This window comes from Maribacter flavus (assembly GCF_008386635.1).
GTDB classification, from domain to species: Bacteria; Bacteroidota; Bacteroidia; order Flavobacteriales; family Flavobacteriaceae; genus Maribacter; species Maribacter flavus.
This window is the reverse complement of sequence record NZ_VUOE01000001.1, coordinates 456,060-474,720: the sequence shown is the minus strand read 5'-3', so window position 1 is coordinate 474,720 and position 18,661 is coordinate 456,060. Positions and strand designations below refer to the sequence as shown.

Below are 18,661 nucleotides of genomic sequence, written 5' to 3'. Positions count from 1 at the left end.
TATCTCTTAAATGGGATAGGGAGTTTCTATCCGGTAATTGTTTCCAAAGGATGATTGTGTTACGAAAAATAGGTCTTCTGTTCGTTGGGCTTGTATTGTTGTTTTCCTGTTCCGATAAACAGGACTTTGGTCAATATGACGACCTGACCATTACCCCCACTTTCGAAACCAGTATTTTCTACGTAAAGACCCAGGAATCGATAATAAATAGGGTTACGGGCATCAGTTTCTTTACCCAGGATTTCAATTTTGACGCCTTTGAAGAGGATATTTTTGCCGAAAGGGTGTTGGAAGGTTCCATAACCTATGAATTGGAAAATACTACAAGTAAGGAAATTGAGATAACCATAGAGTTTTTGAACGAAAATGGGGATGTATTGGACACCGAGTTCTTCCAAATGGATGCCGCACCAACGGCCCTATTGACCCGGGTTGTGGCGTATGGCGGTGCGGACAAAAGTCTTGATATTCTTAGGAATACCTCCCAGGTAAGGCTGAGCGCCAGAAACCTTGGTGACAATACCAGTACCTCCAATTTGCCGGATCCGGCCATCGAACTTCGTTCCATTGCAAAATTTACGGTCAGGGTAAAATGAAGCGAATCTTTTCCATAAGCATTCTAGCGGTCTTGTCATGCAATTTTCTGCAGGCCCAGAACAAGCAGATTCTTTACGATTTTAATGAAATTCCCCAATCCTTGATGGTGAATCCAGGTGTGGAGAGCGATTTTAAATGGTACACGGGCATTCCAATGATTTCAGGGATTTCTGGCTATGCGGGTTCCAATGGTGTTTCCGTAAACGATATTTTTGCCGAGGATGGCTTGGACATCAACGACAAGGTTCGAAATAGAATGGTGTACGGCATGGGGCGAAGGGATGAATTCAGTGTCAATGTTCAACTAGAAATACTCAACATTGGGTTTAGAAGTGGCAATCCCAATCTTTTTTATTCCGGTGGGGCCTATTTGGAGTTTGATAATATTACCTATTGGCCAAGGGATTATGCCCAATTGATATTTGACGGTAATGCCGATCAGCTGAACAGGAGGTTTAACTTGGGGGATTTGAAAACGCGGGGTTCTTTGGTGGCCGTCTATCATTTGGGGGTGAACAAGAAGGTTGACAATAGCCTGACAATTGGCGCGAGGGGGAAACTGTATTCGGGTATCGTGGATTACAATTCCACCAGGAATAGCGGCTATTTGGTCAACACGGAAGGTCAGAATAACATTCTCAATACTACCTTAAATGCCGATCTGCAACTAAGAACGTCTGGTTTCGGGCAATTGGACGAGGCATCGGACAATGGAACGACAGGTAATACGCTGATAAAAAGGGCGCTCTTTGGAGGGGATTTGGGGCTAGGTGTAGATTTGGGATTTTCATATCGGCTTAATGAACAAACGGTATTTACGGCCAGTGTTTTGGATCTTGGATTTATCTATCATAGCGGGGATACCCAAAATTATTCGCTCAATGGAATTGCCAGTTCAGAGGGAATCCAGATCAATGTATTGCGCGAACTATCGAATTTGAATCGGGATTATTGGCAGGACCTCGTTGATGAAATCGAGGAACTGGTACCATTTGAAGAGAATAATTCGGCTTATTTGACCTTTAGGCCTACCAAAGTAAACGCTTCATTACGGTATGATTTTGGAGCGCCCAAGGGGTCAGCTGAGGACTGCGATTGTACCACTGATCCCTCCGGAGGGAATTCACCTAGAATCGCATATAGGAACTCCGTTGGGGGCCATCTTTTTTTGATCAACAGGCCCAGAGGTCCGCAAGCGGCGATTACAGGTTTTTACATGCGGAGGCTAGGCAATATCTTGGCGGTGAAGGCGACCTATACGGCCGACAAGTTCAGCTACACGAATCTGGGTTTTGGACTCAATCTCCAGGCAGGGCCCATAAACCTCTATGCCATTGCAGATAACCTGTTATCCTATAGGAACATGGCGGCAAGTAATTATGCGTCTTTTCAATTAGGTTTAAATATTATATCTTGGGATCGAAAGTAAGTATACGGATTTTTGGCATGCTTTTTTCATTTACTTTGTAAGAACAAAAACACCCTTGACTTTGAAAACCTTGTTAATTGTACTTACCGTTTCATTTAGTAATTTCTTGTCCGCACAAACAGACTTGAACAATTACAAATATTTTGTAGTTCCCAAACGATTTGAGGCGTTCAGGAAAACCAACCAATATCAAACAAGTACTTTGATTAAATACCTACTTTCTGAAAAGGGATTTAATGCCGTTTATGATGATGCGCTTCCTCTGGACCTCGCATCCGATAGATGTTTGGGGGTTTGGGTTGACCTATTGGATGATTCTTCCATGTTCACAACAAAAACCACTTTACAGCTAAAAGATTGCAACGGTCTGGCAATTTTTGAAACCCAGCAGGGGAAGAGCAAGATTAAGGAGTACAAATCGGCCTATAATGAGGCCATTGGAGAGGCCATGCAGAGTTTGGATGGTGTTGAGTACAAGTACACTGGTGGACAGCCTCCCAAAGAGACACTAACATTAAATTTTAAGAACGATGTTAGAAACCTAAAAAATAAGGAAATAGCTGAAAGAATGGAACCAAAAGGTATCAATACCGATAAGGTACAGCGAAAAGCTCCCAAAAACCAGAATCCAATGGTGGTGCAGGAAGCTACTACAGAAAACCAGTCCTATAAAAGTTTGGAGCCCGTACCGTCCAACATCGGTTCAAAGAATGAACCACAAGTTGCGGAAAACGGGGAAATTTGGTACGCCCAAGAAATCGCCAATGGCTATCAATTGGTGGACAATACCCCAAAGGTTCGAATGAAATTGTTCAAAAGTTCCAATGAAAATATGTTCATGGCCCAATCCGATGAAAAAAGTGGCATGGTCTACCAAAAGGAGGGCCAATGGATTTTTGAATATTATGAGGGCGAAAACCTGGTTCAAGAACCTTTGAACATCAAATTCTAAAAGTCATACTTGTCCTTCCAACGTTTTTTTAGAAAGTCGCTCAGGGCATTTTCCCGTTGATTTTTTCCCGGTTGGTAAAACGATGTTCCAGATAGTTCATCTGGCAGGAACTCTTCGTTTACAAAATTGTTCTCGTAATCATGGGCATACTTATAATCGGCGCCATAACCTAGGTCTTTCATCAATTTTGTGGGTGCATTTCTCAAATGTAAGGGTACGGAAAGGTTTCCTGTTTGTCGTACCGTTTGTTGCGCTTTGCCAATAGCCATGTAACTGGTGTTGCTTTTTGGCGAGGTTGCCAAGTAGACCGCACATTGGCTTAGAATAATTCGGGCTTCGGGATAACCAATGGTGGTTACGGCCTGGAAAGTTGTATTTGCCATGATTAATGCGGTGGGGTTGGCAAGACCGATGTCTTCCGAAGCGGAAATCAACATCCTTCTGGCAATGAATTTTACGTCCTCACCACCTTCAATCATGCGGGCCAGCCAATAGACCGTGCCGTTTGGGTCGCTGCCTCGTATCGATTTAATGAAGGCCGATACAATGTCATAATGCTGCTCCCCGGTCTTATCGTATAAAACGGTATTTTTTTGGGCCTTGGAAAGGACTAGGTCGTCCGTAATTATAATTTCTTCAGAGGGTTCCGAGTTGATGACCAGCTCAAAGACGTTCAACAGTTTTCGGCCGTCCCCACCGGATAGTCGCAGTAGTGCCTCGGTTTCCTTCAGGGTGATTTTTTTCTTTTTAAGAATCGTGTCGTTTTTCATCGCCCTCTCTAAAAGCAGTTCCAGGTCTTTTTTTCCGAAGGGGTTCAGAATGTAGACCTGACATCTAGATAATAGGGCCGGAATGACTTCAAAACTTGGATTTTCGGTCGTGGCACCAATCAACGTTACCCAACCTTTCTCAACGGCCGCTAACAGGGAATCCTGTTGCGATTTGCTAAACCGATGGATTTCGTCTATGAACAAGATCGGGTTTTTGGCTGTGAACAGGCCTCCGGCTTGTTTAGCCTTATCAATAACTTCTCGAATGTCCTTGACTCCACTATTAATGGCACTCAATACATAGAACGGTCTCTCACTTTCTTTAGCAATGATGTTGGCCAATGTCGTTTTTCCCGTACCCGGCGGACCCCATAAAATAATGGATGGAATAACACCTTTTTTTATTTGATGGGTCAAGGAACCGTTTTCACCAACCAGATGGTTCTGGCTGATATATTCTTCCAGGTTCTTTGGGCGTACCCGTTCCGCTAATGGCTCGTTCATGATGTAAAAATAGGCTAAAGTTGAGGAAGTTCCTTAGTCGAGATACGATTGGGTTGACCTAACAGGTTTTTAAAACCTGTCAGGTCTGGCAAAGAAAATCATCAAGACCTTTAATAAATTTAAATGACATTTTTACCGATTCCCAATTTTGGCCGATTAATTGTTAAATTGTTTCCATGTCCGATTCAGAACATTTTAAATTTTCCAACTCCGTGCTGTTCGCCCCACTTATAGGGGTGTTAACTGTTTGGTCCGTATATTGGATAGAATTGTTGAACGGGACCAATTTTAACGAATTCGGCATTTATCCTAGAAGTTTGGCCGGATTAAAAGGAATCGTGCTCAGTCCTTTCATACATGGTTCTTTGGAACATTTGTACAATAATACCATTCCATTGGTAATATTATTGGCCGCACTTTTCTATTTCTACAAAAGTATAGCCTTGCGGGTCGTTCTTTTGGGTATTGTTTTATCAGGGGTTATTACGTGGGGCATTGGTAGACCTTCCTTTCATATAGGTGCAAGCGGACTTATTTATGTCTTGGCCAGTTTTATATTTTTCAAGGGAATTATAACCAAACATTTTCGGCTGGTAGCACTATCCTTGATAGTCGTTTTTATCTATGGAAGCTTGTTGTGGTATATTTTTCCGGTCAAGGAAGGAATTTCTTGGGAGGGTCATTTGGGAGGCTTTTTGACGGGATTGATATTCGCACTTGTTTTCGACGCTAAAGTCCCAAAACCAAAAAAGTATGATTGGGAACGGGAGGATTATAATGAAGCAGATGACCCCTTTTTAAAACATTTTGATGCCGATGGTAATTTTATAGAAACTCCTCATTTTTCAAATCAAGAATCGGAATCGGAAGATGGTCTCCAAATACGATATATCTATAAATCTTCCGAAAAAACAGACGATACTGAGAAAACTTAGTTTCTAGTTCTTTGCCTTAATGCCTCGTATAGGAAGACACCACAGGCAACGGAAACGTTCAGCGATCCTATTTCCCCCAATAAGGGTAGTTTGGCGCAATAATCAGAAGCTTTTAGAATCGAGGGGGATATACCTTGATCCTCGGCACCCATAACGATGGCTATGGGTACCTTAAAGGAAATATCGTAAAGGGAATCATTCGATTTTTCCGTAGCGGAAACAACTTGTATACCTGAAGCCTGTAAGAAGAAAATAGCATCCTTAATATGGTCTACTTTGGCAATTGGCACTTTAAAAGCCGCACCTGCCGATGTTTTAATGGTGTCCGCAGTAACCGGTGCGGCGCCTTTTTTTTGAATGATGATTCCGTCTACTCCGGTACATTCCGCCGTTCTTATAATCGCACCAAAATTCCGTACGTCAGAGAGTTGGTCCAAAAGTAAGAATAGGGCAGGGGTGTCTTTGTTATTGGCTCTTTCGACCAATTCCTCCAATGAATAGAATCCAACGGGTGAAATATTGGCAACGGCCCCCTGATGGTTATTTTTTGTGAGTCTGTTTAGCTTTTCAGCGGGAACATACACAATATTGATTTCATTCCTTCTCAAAAGGCTTTCTAGTTCTTTTATTAAATCCCCTTTAAGCCCTTTTTGAAGAAATACCTTATCAATTTCCTCTTTTGAGTTTACAGCTTCAATAATGGCCCTTATGCCATAGATTTGGGTGGTTTTTTCCATGGGCTAAAGATAGGTATTATACCGTGATGCTTTTTGCCTTTTTTAACAACTATGATTTAGTGTAATACAATATTTACAGGAATCACAACAAATTAAACAAATCGAAAAGGAAGGTGTTTCGTTGGAACAGTTCATCTTTTGAATGTGTTATTGTGGTACTCCTAGGGAAATCAGCATGGGGAATACATGACTCATCATATTATATTTATTCTATGATTTCAGTCTGTCATTCACCCTATCCGGAGTTTTGATATAGGTTTTGCCTTTCAATTCTTCCATTTTTTCGAGTTGTTCATTTCCAAACTGTGATTTGTCTCCCTTAAACTCTATTTTCCAAATTCTTCCTTCCTTGGATTCCGAAATATAGAGTGCCCCATCTTTGTCCTGTGCAAGACCCATTGGTCTATATTTTGCATCTGGCATTGTAGCAATTGTGTCCGTTTTGGCAAAACCATCGGCAAAGACTTCCCAACTACCTGTAGGTCTTCCATTTTCAAAAGGAATAAAAGCAATAATATATCCTGCTTGTGGATAGGGTGTTCTATTTGTGGATCCATGAAAGGCAACAAATGCGCCGTTCTGATATCGTTCTGGAAATTGATTCCCTGTATAGAAAAGGAGGTCATTTGGAGCCCAGTGCGCAGGTAGCCCCATCAAAGGTTTTGTGTATTCTTTTGCCTCCAATTTTCCGTCACCACCATATTCAGGGGCGACCAACTTCTTACCTTGAAAATGGTCATAGTAACTATAGGGCCAACCATAATTATCCCCTTTTTTAATTTTCATGAACTCCTCTGCAGGAAGTACCGCTTGGTCCCATTCTGTATAGTCCTCAGGGGCGTGGTTGTGAAGGTAGTCCCGTCCGTGCTGGACCGCATATAGTGCATTGTCCTCGTTGTTCCAAGAAAATGCAACGATACTACGTATTCCCGTGGCATAAAGTTCGCCATCCGTTTGAATTTGGTTGGGTTTGTTTTTGTCAAAACGCCAAATACTTCCTAAATATTCCAACATTGGGCAAGGCATATGGCCTTTTATCTTACCCTGGGAATTAGCATCCTCACAGGCATTCGTTGGGGCTGAAAAAGTGACATACATAAAACCTTCCTTGTCAAAAGCCAATGATTTGGCATTGTGCCATCTTAATGGAAAACGATCGGTAAGTATGACTTCTGGATTTGATTCAGGTATTAATTTACCAGGTGATAGTTTTTGTCGATAAATTACCTGTTCAGAGCTAAAATATAGATAACCTTCATGTATACGCATTTCCGTGGCAAACTTGCCGTCATTTGGATATCCGCCAAATCTTTGCACAATATCCGCCCTGCCATCGCCTGTCGTGTCCCTAAGTGCAATACTTCCCGGAGTACCTTCTGTCTCCCGTAATTTTACATAAATATCTCCGTTATCGTTGACTGCCAAATGCCTGGAAGGACCTATGCTATCTACTACAGTTACTGCTGAAAAAGAATCGGGTAATAGCAAACCTCCGTTTTTCTCCCTTTCTTCTGGATTTGCTTTTTTCCAGAATACGGCTTTCTTAGATATTTCTTTTGTTGCTATTGGTTTTCTCTGCTCTTTGCAGCCAGTTATCATTAAAACTGTTGATATAAAGATTAACGGGATTCTCTTTTGCATTTTCGGGATGTTGAATTTATCCAAAGGCCATGAAATATATTCATTTTGATGCTCAATCAAAACTATGCTATAATGACCTTTAAAAATTCATAGTCTTTGGCTAAATCAATAGCTTAAATTATGGACTCTGCTTTAGACTGTGAAATTCCGGTGAGAAAATGGGAGTTTAAATCTAAATGCGGAATTTTTCTTGGTTCATAGCTCGGCTCTGGAGGGGAAAAAGATAAAGTATAGATTCACTACTGCAATTTTTTAGTGAATATGAAAAGGTTTGAACTAATTCAATATTAGAGTTGTTTAAAGTCCCAACCAATAATGTGGTGTAAATCCCAAATTACTATATGAATATTTATATTACTCGTTGGAATCTTAAATTGTTTCACTACAATGTATTGAGAAAACCAAAGACATTTAATAAATCTGCTTCTTCCTTTATTTTGATTTTGTTTTCCTTTAAGTACTTTTTTAAGGCTTCTTTATCGCTTCCTTCCAAATGTTTTAATAATTTACTGTTTGAAAGCGCAATTTCATCAATTCGGTTTACTCCTTCCTTTTGAAAATAGTATTCCGTAAATTGAGAGAATCTTGCGGGGACTGCTTTTACAAAGGAGTTGGGGGCAGGCTTGCCCTCTGTAAATTTAACACGTATCCTTCTATAAAGATCATAGGTATTACCATCATTTAAGAGCAGCAAATAGCCATTCAATGTTTGGTTTTTTGAGGTGACAAATGTTTTGAAAGATAGTTTTTTCCCATCGACTAAAAGAGAGATGTTTTTGTCTCTTGATAGGCCCTTAACAGCTTCCTCTTCTAAAAGCGTGTTCTTAATTTCTATTTCTTCGTTCAAGGCATTGTATCGATAGAACATTCTTCCCATGTTTTCTTCATTGTACCAAATATCCGTTTGTTTGAAGGTATTGGATACGTATGGAGAGCCTTGAAATTCGTCATAATTTTTGGTTCGTTTGGCATCCCTACTGGCCATATCTCCTAATAAGGTATTTATCACTGCCGCACTTCCATCCATAGACCCTCCTGAGGAAGCATTGCTTAGTGCTTGACCAGAGTATTGAGCTGATATAAAGGAGGTTGAAAGTGCAAGTGTGGCTAAAAGAAGTAATTTTTTCATGTTTATTTTAATTTTACTCTTATCTAAAGATACTAAACTTTTTTTTGAAGGTTTTGGGTTTGAAGTTTAAATATTTTTATTTTAACAAAGTATCAGATTTTGTGTTTAGATTGATTAAAATTTCAATTTTAGCCCCTGTTTTTCATGGTATCTACTATTGTATTTAATTTGAATAATAAAAAAAAGCGGTTCCAAACTTGGAACCGCTTTTAGTTTAAAAAGAATTTGAATTATTACAACTCAATATCCAAACAATAGTCTATTAATCCTGTTGAAGTAGCAGGTTCTGGACCTAAATCCAAAATTGTATTACCATTAGCTGAAATTACCTGAAAGGTAACCTCCTCATCAAAGGAACCTCCGTTATAAACAATTTGAATTGCCATGGATCCAGAAGGTACCTCAAAGGTCAAATCTTGCGATACCGTAGCGGGGTATGGCCCGCCTCCATCAGTATTAGCCAACGTAATAGGATCGTTATTGTCTATAGTAATACTCAAATTTCCACCGTTCCAACCATCACCATAAGAGTCAACTGCAACTACTGTCCACGTACCTGCTGTAGGTACAATAGGAGCACAGATTACATTGGCCGTAAATTGGAAAGGTGATCTAAAGTAACCACCGGTCAATGTACCTGTATTCTGTCCAAAGGAGAAAGTCCTGCCATCGGCAGCAACCAGCTCAAATCGAACCCTGTATTGATCTCCTGGTTCTACGGCATCCAATGCTACCCCTGCAGCTGCAAGAATTTCAGTAACGCCAGTTGTGTAGGAAAAACCTTGAAGACCAAATTCGGTATCAGTAAAGGTACTTATGTTGGTAATAAGCCCTGACGCATCTCCAGGGGAATCCCCTGTGTTATCAATAAATTCTCCGTACACATTTACGCTAGTAATCGCAGCGGATTCATCGGACTGTATTTCAAAGGTGCCAGTAAACGTACTTGCTGTAGATCCTTCCGCTACGTCAGGGAAGGAGGAATCCAATGTACGAAGTGCAGCACCTCTGGTAGTATCCGCCAATACTTCCGTAATGACGGTCTCATCCTCGGTACAACCTTGGAATATAAAAGCCAAGGCTGCCACAACTGTATAACTTATATTTTTTATTCTCATTGTCTAAAAGTTTTAAAATTAATTGGCTTGTGGGAACGCTGGACTGGCAGGGTTGGTATCCCAGAACACCTGATTGGTCAAGTCCGAACGTTGTTGCAAGTTAGGATTGGTGATTACTTCGTCCTGTGGGTAGAAGAAAGATCTTGGGAACGGTCCTGGATCTGGTTCCCAGCTTGGGGACAAGGTGGTTGGGTATCCTGTCTTTCTATAATAGTTCCAAGCTTCCTGTGCTCCACCCCACTGGGCGATCCAATACTGTTCCGCAAAGATATCTTCCTGCGCGTCTCCTGAGGCCGCCAAGAATGCTGCTACCGTATCATCAATGTAATCGGAAACTTCTGTTTCAGTAGGTTCAAACGACCTATCAGCATTTCCATCCAAAGCAGCGAAAGGTTGTACCTTTTCAATGGATTTCTCCATGGCGCTTCTAAGGAATTCTGCTTTTGCGGCAGGAGATGTTGCCATGGCGCCTCTCCAGAAGTCAACATAAGATGCCAAAATAATGGGTCTTATACCTGCACCACCTCCACCTTGGCCAAGACCAATGGTGCCAAAGCTATTATCGTCAAAGCGTCCGGCAGCTGGATATACCCCGTAAGCGGTCTTAAAGAAGCCATCTGGAGGCGTACCTTCATCGTTACCATGGTTACGGCCCCAATAGCCATTAGGAACACTACAGAAGGTAGTAAAGCCACCATCTATAAAGTGTTGGGGTACTGAGAAAAGACTACAGCTCAAGAATTGTTCGTCCGGATCGGCATCTGCTCCGGGTGTGGCATCCACTTGACGGTAGAAATAGTACCGAATACGTGGGTCTTCCTTCACTCGCATGGTTTCCATCAACCAGTTGCTCAAATAGCCACCTGCACCTGTAGGGCTGTAGTCATTGGCATATTCTGGATGTCTGGTGTCCGGTTGTAAAACCCTGGAACCATATTGGAACTGGAAGTCATCCTCAATTTCTGAAATGAAGTTATCCTCTGCTACTACTGCATTGAAGGCAGCTGTATTCCCAGTCAAAAAATAGGTTCTTAAACGTATTGCGTTGATCAATTTTATCCACTTGGTGCTATCGCCTCCATAGAAGAAATCATCTGCACCCTGTGTTGGAGGATTTGTGGCAAATAAAGCCTCTGCCTCGTCCAATAGGGACAAAGCCCCATCATATACCACTGGGCCATCATCCAAGATGGGGGCAGGGAACTCGTCCGGGTTTCCAGCTTGTGTAAAGGCTGCCTGTCCAATAAAATCTGTCAATAACAATAAGGAATAGGCCTTAATGGTCTGTCCAACCGCCACGTGAAAATCATAGTTGATGTCACTATCGGCGTTTATCTGCTTCAATGCATCCACATTGGTGAAAAGACCTACATCAACTGCTGATCCCGCCAAGTTAAATTCACTACTGTAAGTGCGGGCCCAAACACTGTTCATAACACCTCCTTGGAAGTTGTTAAAATAGATACGCCCTGTCATGTACTGAATTCGCGTTAACTGTGCACTTAAATCGTTAAAGCGATCCATATTGGACACCCCTGCTAATTGAATGGAGTTCAATATCAAATTGGGGTCCGCCTGACTTATCGCCAGGTCGTTTGGACTGACTCGCAAATCCAAATCCGTGGTTTCACAGGCATTGAATACAAGCCCTGTAAAAGCAACTGTTAAAACTGTTTTAAATATTTTTTTCATTTTAGCAAATTTTAAAATTAAAAGGATGCAGTTACTGTCAATCCATATCTGCGGCTACTTGGCCCGTTCAAGAAATCGAAGCCCCTTGCATTACCAATACCGGCACCTGCTACGTTAGGGTCAAAGTTCGCTCCATCTGGCATGTTGTAGGCATCGTACCAAAGGTTAAACCCTTGTACCGTAAAACCAAGCTTGCTAAAAGGCGTTCTATCCAAGAACTTGCTAGGGAGATTGTACGTCAAGGAGATTTCTTGTAGCCTTACAACAGAGGCATCATAAACTTGTAGTTCTGTAGGTCCGAACAATATGTTACTAAAGTAGTACTGCGAGTTGTTGATCTGCAGGTCATTGGGTTGTCCCGTAGCCTGTCTAATACCAGGTAAAATATAGGTATTCTCCCTATTTACAGTCTCTTTTATCAATCCTCGTCCTTGCAACAAGGCAACGGTATTAGCAACCATATCACCTCCTGCTGTATGGCTCACCTGGAAGCCCAATCGCCAGTTTTTATAGCTGAGGGTGTTGATGAAGTTCATTACATAATCAGGAACCGCATCCCCGATAATGGGAACGTTACCATCCGCATCCACCTGGGTGGTTATGTAGTTACCTGCTTCGTCTATCAATAGATTTCCATTGGCATCACGAGCCACGGCATTACCAACGATAGTACCAAGCGATTCTCCTTTGATAGCAGCATTACCCCCTATATCCAAATCTTGTGAACCTGCATAGATGATGATGTCCTGCTCTTGTTCCTCAACGGTCTCTTTGTTAGAGAAGAAATTCACGTTGGATTTCCAGCTAAAACCATCAGGGTTTCTAAAGATATCCACACCCAAATCCGCTTCGTATCCGATGTTGCTGATCTGACCTATGTTACTTTGTGTAAAGGTGAAGCCAGTTGAAGGGGAAAGCGGCTCACGCACAATTAGATCATCCGTAGTCCTGTTATAATAGGTAAAGTCCAAAGAAACTCTATTTTGAAACAACCTGGTTTCAAGACCAAGCTCAAATTCTTTCAAAAGTTCTGGCTTTAAATTTGGATTTGCCTTAAAGTTAGCAATCTGGTTGGTGGTAACACCACCGTCCTCGCCATAGACCAAGGTGTTCTGTTCTGCAATACTCAAGGTTGGGTATCCAGTTGGGAAGTTCGCGGAAGTACCGTAACCGGCCCGCAACTTCATGTAGTTGATTCCTTTTTCAGAACGTAGGCCTGTAAAAGCGGCCGTTGGGATGAAGGATAAACTCGCCCCTGGATAGGTCAAACTTCTATTTTCGGTAATCAAATTACTTACCCAGTCCGTTCTACTACTTACGTTTAAAAATAGGAAGTTATCGTAGTCAAAGCTCACGTCCCCAAAGACACCTATAATATTTCTTTTTTGGCTTCTTTGGATCGGTTGCTGGTTCAGGTAGTTATAGTGACGCTTGATACCGTACACGATCTGACCAATACTGGCCACACCTTGTCTATCGAAGAAATCCGAACGGGCGTTCGCACCTACGTTGAAGGTCATACCAATCTTTTCGCTCAAATCGTAATTACCACTTAAAGAGGCAAAGTGGTCCCAGATGGTATTGTTGTTGTCATAGGTATCCAAGAACCCGAAAATATCGCTTTGCTGGTCTACACCTCCTTTGTTCGAAGCGTTTTCGTTACGTTCGTTATAGAAATCCAGACCTGTACGCCATGTAGCGGCCAAATTGTCATTGATGTCATAAGTCAGGGATGCGTTCCAAAATACCCTGTTGGTCAACTGCCTGTTGGTTACGTTCTTGGCCAACCATCGTGGGTTCACAATATCGTTTCCGTTGCGGTAGTACACACTTCCACCGGTAATCGGATTCTCAAAGGGAAGGCCCATCAAGTCCACGCTAATCGGGGTGAACATTACGTGTCCGTAAACCGATACACCGCTAACACCACCGTTACCCAAACTTGCGGCAATCGGAGGTGATTTGTAATCCGTGCGCGCGTAGTTCATGGTTGCTGCAATCGTGAATTTATTGGATAGTTTTGATCTTCCGCCCACGGAGAAGTTCATTCTGTTGGTGGAGTTCCCAGGGGTAAAGCCAATATCGTTCAAATATCCAAGGTTGGCATTGTAGGTGGTATTCCCATCCTCGGAAGCACCCTGGAAGTTTACAGACGTATTGGTGGCATATCCAGGTTTAAAGAAATTCTCTACGGAACTATAAGGTCTCCAAGCGTACCGTGCTCCTTGCAATTCTGGAAATGCGGCCCTAGTAGCGGCTACGGCAGTCGTGGAATAGGGATGTTCCAAGGTTCCGTTCTCGTCAATCAAGGCCTGTCTGCCCCATCCGGCAACTCCGCCTTCGTCAAAACTGGGTCCCCAGTTACTGAAGAACCAACCGAACTGCTGATCGAAGCCATTACCATATTGTTGTTGGTAATCCGGTAAGGACGCGAACTCGTTAACAAAATAGGACTGGTTGACCGTAATCTCGTTTTTCTTGGAACCGCCTGTACCGGCCCCTGCCTTTGTAGTGATCAATATAACCCCGTTCTTTCCTAATGTACCGTATAAAGTTGTTGCGGCCAGGCCTTTCAACACTTCTACATTGGCAATGTTGTTTGGGTCAATATCCAAGAACCTTGATGAACCCGTATTCCCACTAAGGAATGCTGGATTGGAAGTGTCATTGGGATCAGCACCTGTCCCTACGTTGGTATCATTACTAAAAGGAACACCGTCAACGATAAAAAGTGCTTGGTTACTCCCGCTAAATGAACTTAGACCACGAATGGTTACGTTCGTAGCGGAACCGGACATACCACCTGCAGCGGTGATATTGACCCCGGCAGCTTTACCCGCCAAGATACGGGCAACGTCACCTTCGGTCCTGTTTTCAATGGATTCCGCCCCAACAGAGGTCACGGCATAACCCAAAGCTTTTTTCTCCCTTTTGATCCCTTGACCTGTAACTACAACCTCTTCTAGAGCTTGGGCATCCTCCTGCATCTGTACATTGAGGGTGTTAGATGCGCCAACGGTCTGCTTTATCTCGCGCATACCTATGTAGGTAAAGGCAAGGGTTTGTCCAGCACTCGCAGTGATACTGTAATTTCCATCAAAATCAGTTTGGGTACCCGTAGTTGTGCCTTCAACCACAATGTTTACACCAGGGAGAGGTAAGCCATCCTGGTCTGTAACCGTACCGGAAACTGTTTTTTCTTGTGCATAGGATATATGCACAATCAACGCTAATAATAGCGTCAACAATCCATTTAGTTTTGTTCTCATTTTTTAATTATTTGAATTAGCTAGCAGCAAAAATCACAAAATGGCGTTAATAATCCAAGTGAATTTTAATAAAACTTTAAGAAGTAGAAGGATTCTTAGGAGTTATAGATTAAACACTATTGGGATTTTATATAATGTAATATAACAGCTCGAATTATGAGAATTCCATAATTCTTTTGAACTCACCGTGTGATAAATAGTCGAAATGATTTTAGGATTTTTAGTAATCTTCTAATTGTTTTGTTTGTCTTCTTAAGTGTTGGGCTTGGCAAGGAGGTCATGATTTTTAAGGGGTTTAAAAAAGTTTCCAAAATTATTGGCTTGTGGTTTGTTTTAAAGTTAAATATCACTACATTTGCCGACCCTTAAATAAAGGGTAGTTTTTTTACATATTTATATAGTATGCCAACAATTTCACAATTAGTACGAACAGGAAGGGCCACAATTACCAAGAAGAGTAAATCGGCTGCTTTGGATTCGTGTCCTCAAAGAAGGGGGGTATGTACTCGAGTATATACTACAACTCCTAAAAAGCCAAACTCGGCAATGCGTAAAGTTGCAAGGGTAAGGTTGACAAACGGGAAAGAGGTGAACGCCTACATTCCTGGTGAGGGTCACAATTTGCAAGAGCACTCGATAGTATTGGTAAGAGGCGGAAGAGTTAAGGATTTGCCAGGGGTTAGATATCATATCGTTCGTGGAGCATTGGACACAGCAGGTGTGGCCGGTAGAACACAACGTAGATCTAAATATGGTGCTAAACGTCCTAAAAAGTAAATAACACTTTTTAATAAGAAGTAATGAGAAAAAGACAGGCAAAGAAAAGACCACTTTTACCAGATCCAAGGTTTAACGACCAGTTGGTGACCAGATTTGTCAACATGATGATGTGGGACGGTAAGAAATCTGTGGCGTTCAGTGTTTTTTACGATGCTATCGATATCGTTGAGGCCAAGAAAACAGATGACGAAAAATCAGCTTTAGAGCTGTGGAAGGATGCTTTGAGCAATGTGATGCCCCATGTGGAGGTAAGAAGTAGAAGGGTAGGAGGTGCAACTTTTCAAATACCGATGCAAATTCGTCCAGACAGAAAGATTTCAACAGCTATGAAGTGGTTGATAAGCTATGCGCGAAAACGAAACGAGAAAGGGATGTCCCAGAAACTGGCCGCCGAAATTTTAGCAGCTGCGAAGGAAGAAGGTGCAGCTGTTAAGAAAAGAGTGGATACCCATAAAATGGCGGAAGCGAATAAAGCATTTTCCCACTTTAGATTTTAATCAGAGAAATGGCAAGAGATTTAAGATTAACTAGAAACATAGGAATTGCTGCGCATATAGATGCGGGTAAAACAACAACTACGGAACGTATCCTTTTTTATACAGGCGTTAGCCATAAGATTGGTGAAGTTCATGACGGTGCCGCTACGATGGACTGGATGGAGCAGGAGCAGGAGCGTGGTATAACTATTACTTCTGCTGCTACTACGTGTGAATGGGTTTTTCCTCGAGTTAATGGAGAGCCAACTGAGGACTCAAATAGTTATCATTTTAATATAATAGATACTCCGGGCCACGTGGATTTCACTGTGGAGGTTAACAGGTCTTTGCGTGTATTGGATGGTTTGGTTTTCTTGTTTAGTGCAGTTGATGGTGTTGAGCCCCAATCTGAAACTAACTGGAGGCTAGCTGATAATTACAAGGTTCCTAGAATTGGATTTGTGAATAAAATGGACCGTCAAGGTTCGAATTTCCTCGCTGTGTGTAACCAAGTGAAAGAAATGTTAGGTTCGAATGCCGTTCCTATTGTTCTGCCAATTGGTGAGGAAGCAGATTTTAAAGGAATTGTCGACTTGGCCAAAAACCGTGCAATCGTTTGGCATGAGGATAACTTTGGATCAACTTTCGATGTTATCGATATTCCTGAGGAAATGCAGGCCGAAGTCAAAGAATATAGGGCTGCCTTGATCGAAGCCGTTGCGGAATATGATGAAGAGTTGATGGAGAAATTCTTCGAGGATGAGGAATCAATCACGGAGGAGGAAGTTCACGCTGCTTTAAGGGCTGCCGTAATGGATAGGGCCATTATTCCCATGATTTGTGGTTCTTCCTTTAAAAATAAAGGTGTCCAATTCTTGTTGGATGCAGTATGTAGGTATTTACCATCTCCTTTAGATAAGGATGCCATTGAAGGTACGAATCCTGATACTGGCGCTATAATTACCCGTAAACCGGATGTAAAGGAGCCATTTGCCGCTTTAGCATTTAAAATAGCTACCGACCCTTTTGTAGGTCGCTTGGCTTTCTTCAGAACATATTCAGGTAGATTGGAGGCAGGTTCTTATATATTGAACAATAGATCGGGAAAGAAAGAACGTATATCCCGTATTTATCAGATGCATTCCAATAAGCAAAATGCAATCGATTTTATCGAGGCTGGGGATATCGGGGCAGCGGTTGGTTTTAAAGATATTAAGACTGGTGATACAATGTCAGATGAAAAGCATCCGATTGTTCTTGAAAGTATGAACTTTCCGGATCCTGTAATCGGTATTGCTGTGGAGCCTAAAACAAAGGCAGATGTTGATAAATTGGGTATGGCCTTGGCAAAACTTGCCGAGGAAGATCCAACGTTCCAGGTGAAAACGGATGAAGCTTCAGGACAAACCATTATCTCAGGTATGGGTGAGCTTCACTTAGATATTATCGTTGACCGTCTGAGAAGGGAGTTTAAAGTAGAGGTGAACCAAGGTCAGCCACAAGTTGAGTACAAGGAGGCTATTACAAAAGCTGCAGATCATAGGGAGGTTTACAAGAAGCAATCCGGTGGTCGTGGTAAGTTTGCTGATATCGTCTTCACGATGGAGCCAGCTTCCGATGAGGAAAAAACAGGCTTGGAGTTCGTGAACGAAGTTAAAGGAGGTAATGTGCCTAAAGAATACATCCCAGCGGTTGAGAAAGGATTTAGGGAAGCCATGAAGAATGGTCCTTTGGCCGGATTTGAAATGGATAGTATGAAAGTGACTCTTAAGGATGGGTCGTTCCACCCTGTGGATTCTGATTCCCTATCCTTCGAGTTGGCAGCTAAAATGGGCTATAAGGCCGCCGCGAAAGCTGCAAGAGCTGTGTTGATGGAGCCAATTATGAAGCTGGAAGTTATTACTCCTGAAGAGAATATGGGTGATATCGTGGGTGATTTGAACCGACGAAGAGGTCAGGTAAGCAATATGTCAGACCGTGCAGGAGCCAAGGTTGTTAAGGCAACCGTACCGTTGTCTGAAATGTTTGGTTATGTTACTTCTTTAAGAACTCTTTCTTCTGGTAGGGCGACATCGACCATGGAGTTTTCACACTACGCCGAAACACCTTCCAATATATCCGAGGAGGTTATCAAGGCGGCAAAAGGTATAACAGCATAATTAAAGGTAATGAGTCAGAAAATTAGAATAAAGCTTAAGTCTTACGATCACAACTTGGTGGATAAGTCTGCTGAAAAAATCGTAAAAACGGTAAAGACTACCGGTGCTGTTGTAACGGGGCCAATTCCTTTACCAACCCATAAGAAAATATTCACAGTATTGCGTTCGCCGCACGTGAATAAAAAGTCAAGAGAGCAGTTCCAATTGAGTTCGTACAAAAGACTATTGGATATTTATAGCTCTTCATCCAAAACTATTGATGCCCTGATGAAGTTGGAACTTCCTAGCGGTGTTGAGGTAGAGATTAAGGTTTAGTAAGACTCGATTCTCTTTGTTTAAGAAGTTAATCGCTAGTCAAACAAACACTGAGTGCATACGAAGTGTCTGTGACAAAGTCAAGAGGGTTCCGAAACATTCGGAATATACATGTCCTGAGCTGCGAGCGAGGGAAAAACGGAGATAAAATAATTTCA

The 18,661-nt window shown here is 42.1% G+C and carries 15 protein-coding genes; 8 read left to right on the top strand and 7 right to left on the bottom strand.

Features of this window, described 5'->3' with window-relative positions; translation table 11 throughout:
* The first annotated feature begins 56 nt into the window (after positions 1-56).
* The 3 genes from F0361_RS02225 (at position 57) to F0361_RS02215 (ending at position 2,978) form a co-directional block, all read left to right on the top strand.
* A complete protein-coding gene (locus tag F0361_RS02225) occupies positions 57-596 on the top strand; it encodes a hypothetical protein (RefSeq protein WP_246160792.1) in 540 nt (179 codons plus the stop codon).
* Positions 593-2,026, top strand: a complete 1,434-nt coding sequence (locus F0361_RS02220) for a DUF5723 family protein (RefSeq protein WP_154917034.1) — start codon at positions 593-595, stop codon at positions 2,024-2,026. Before F0361_RS02225 ends, F0361_RS02220 begins: the two co-directional genes overlap by 4 nt.
* 61 nt (positions 2,027-2,087) lie before the next feature.
* Positions 2,088-2,978 carry a hypothetical protein gene (locus F0361_RS02215; protein WP_154917033.1) on the top strand — a complete coding sequence of 297 codons (891 nt, stop codon included), beginning with the start codon at positions 2,088-2,090 and terminating at the stop codon, positions 2,976-2,978.
* Here F0361_RS02215 and F0361_RS02210 read toward each other — a convergent pair.
* Positions 2,975-4,252: a replication-associated recombination protein A gene (locus F0361_RS02210; RefSeq protein WP_154917032.1), complete on the bottom strand. Its 1,278-nt coding sequence runs from the start codon at positions 4,250-4,252 to the stop codon at positions 2,975-2,977. The two genes, F0361_RS02215 and F0361_RS02210, sit on opposite strands and share 4 nt — an antisense overlap.
* A 176-nt stretch (positions 4,253-4,428) precedes the next feature.
* Between F0361_RS02210 and F0361_RS02205 the strand changes: the two genes are divergently transcribed.
* Positions 4,429-5,187: a rhomboid family intramembrane serine protease gene (locus tag F0361_RS02205; RefSeq protein ID WP_154917031.1), complete on the top strand. Its 759-nt coding sequence runs from the start codon at positions 4,429-4,431 to the stop codon at positions 5,185-5,187.
* On the opposite strand, the gene rlmB is transcribed toward F0361_RS02205, so the two are convergent.
* The 6 genes from rlmB to F0361_RS02175 form a co-directional block, all read right to left on the bottom strand.
* Positions 5,184-5,924: a 23S rRNA (guanosine(2251)-2'-O)-methyltransferase RlmB gene (rlmB, locus tag F0361_RS02200; protein ID WP_154917030.1), complete on the bottom strand. Its 741-nt coding sequence runs from the start codon at positions 5,922-5,924 to the stop codon at positions 5,184-5,186. The two genes, F0361_RS02205 and rlmB, sit on opposite strands and share 4 nt — an antisense overlap.
* Before the next feature lie 210 nt (positions 5,925-6,134).
* On the bottom strand, positions 6,135-7,565 hold the full coding sequence (locus F0361_RS02195; RefSeq protein WP_154917029.1) for a PQQ-dependent sugar dehydrogenase: 1,431 nt from the start codon (positions 7,563-7,565) through the stop codon (positions 6,135-6,137).
* A gap of 382 nt (positions 7,566-7,947) precedes the next feature.
* Positions 7,948-8,694 (bottom strand): hypothetical protein, encoded by a 747-nt coding sequence (locus F0361_RS02190; RefSeq protein ID WP_154917028.1) that lies wholly within the window; start codon positions 8,692-8,694, stop codon positions 7,948-7,950.
* Positions 8,695-8,927: 233 nt separating this feature from the next.
* Entirely contained in the window at positions 8,928-9,812 is an 885-nt protein-coding gene (locus F0361_RS02185) for a hypothetical protein (RefSeq protein WP_154917027.1), read from the bottom strand.
* An 18-nt stretch (positions 9,813-9,830) separates the two neighbouring features.
* Positions 9,831-11,504 (bottom strand): SusD/RagB family nutrient-binding outer membrane lipoprotein, encoded by a 1,674-nt coding sequence (locus F0361_RS02180; protein WP_154917026.1) that lies wholly within the window; start codon positions 11,502-11,504, stop codon positions 9,831-9,833.
* A gap of 17 nt (positions 11,505-11,521) precedes the next feature.
* Positions 11,522-14,773 (bottom strand): SusC/RagA family TonB-linked outer membrane protein, encoded by a 3,252-nt coding sequence (locus F0361_RS02175; RefSeq protein ID WP_154917025.1) that lies wholly within the window; start codon positions 14,771-14,773, stop codon positions 11,522-11,524.
* A 402-nt stretch (positions 14,774-15,175) separates the two neighbouring features.
* Here F0361_RS02175 and rpsL point away from each other — a divergent pair, with 402 nt between their 5' ends.
* Genes rpsL through rpsJ form a run of 4 tightly spaced genes read left to right on the top strand, consistent with a single transcriptional unit; the run spans position 15,176 to position 18,503 of the window.
* On the top strand, positions 15,176-15,550 hold the full coding sequence (gene rpsL / locus F0361_RS02170; protein ID WP_027078345.1) for a 30S ribosomal protein S12: 375 nt from the start codon (positions 15,176-15,178) through the stop codon (positions 15,548-15,550).
* Positions 15,551-15,573: 23 nt separating this feature from the next.
* Complete coding sequence (rpsG, locus tag F0361_RS02165; RefSeq protein ID WP_138259108.1) at positions 15,574-16,050, top strand: 30S ribosomal protein S7; 477 nt, start codon at positions 15,574-15,576, stop codon at positions 16,048-16,050.
* Positions 16,051-16,058: 8 nt separating this feature from the next.
* Complete coding sequence (fusA, locus tag F0361_RS02160) at positions 16,059-18,188, top strand: elongation factor G (RefSeq protein WP_154917024.1); 2,130 nt, start codon at positions 16,059-16,061, stop codon at positions 18,186-18,188.
* A gap of 9 nt (positions 18,189-18,197) precedes the next feature.
* A complete protein-coding gene (rpsJ, locus tag F0361_RS02155) occupies positions 18,198-18,503 on the top strand; it encodes a 30S ribosomal protein S10 (protein ID WP_007094989.1) in 306 nt (101 codons plus the stop codon).
* Positions 18,504-18,661: the final 158 nt, after the last annotated feature.

Bases quoted from the DNA above. Each gene is read 5' to 3' on its own strand.
- F0361_RS02220 (WP_154917034.1), top strand. From the start codon at position 593: ATGAAGCGAATCTTTTCCATAAGCATTCTAGCGGTCTTGTCATGCAAT.
- F0361_RS02210 (WP_154917032.1), bottom strand. From the start codon at position 4,252: ATGAACGAGCCATTAGCGGAACGGGTACGCCCAAAGAACCTGGAAGAA.
- F0361_RS02205 (WP_154917031.1), top strand. From the start codon at position 4,429: ATGTCCGATTCAGAACATTTTAAATTTTCCAACTCCGTGCTGTTCGCC.
- rlmB (WP_154917030.1), bottom strand. From the start codon at position 5,924: ATGGAAAAAACCACCCAAATCTATGGCATAAGGGCCATTATTGAAGCT.
- F0361_RS02195 (WP_154917029.1), bottom strand. From the start codon at position 7,565: ATGCAAAAGAGAATCCCGTTAATCTTTATATCAACAGTTTTAATGATA.
- F0361_RS02190 (WP_154917028.1), bottom strand. From the start codon at position 8,694: ATGAAAAAATTACTTCTTTTAGCCACACTTGCACTTTCAACCTCCTTT.
- F0361_RS02185 (WP_154917027.1), bottom strand. From the start codon at position 9,812: ATGAGAATAAAAAATATAAGTTATACAGTTGTGGCAGCCTTGGCTTTT.
- F0361_RS02180 (WP_154917026.1), bottom strand. From the start codon at position 11,504: ATGAAAAAAATATTTAAAACAGTTTTAACAGTTGCTTTTACAGGGCTT.
- F0361_RS02175 (WP_154917025.1), bottom strand. From the start codon at position 14,773: ATGAGAACAAAACTAAATGGATTGTTGACGCTATTATTAGCGTTGATT.
- rpsL (WP_027078345.1), top strand. From the start codon at position 15,176: ATGCCAACAATTTCACAATTAGTACGAACAGGAAGGGCCACAATTACC.
- rpsG (WP_138259108.1), top strand. From the start codon at position 15,574: ATGAGAAAAAGACAGGCAAAGAAAAGACCACTTTTACCAGATCCAAGG.
- fusA (WP_154917024.1), top strand. From the start codon at position 16,059: ATGGCAAGAGATTTAAGATTAACTAGAAACATAGGAATTGCTGCGCAT.
- rpsJ (WP_007094989.1), top strand. From the start codon at position 18,198: ATGAGTCAGAAAATTAGAATAAAGCTTAAGTCTTACGATCACAACTTG.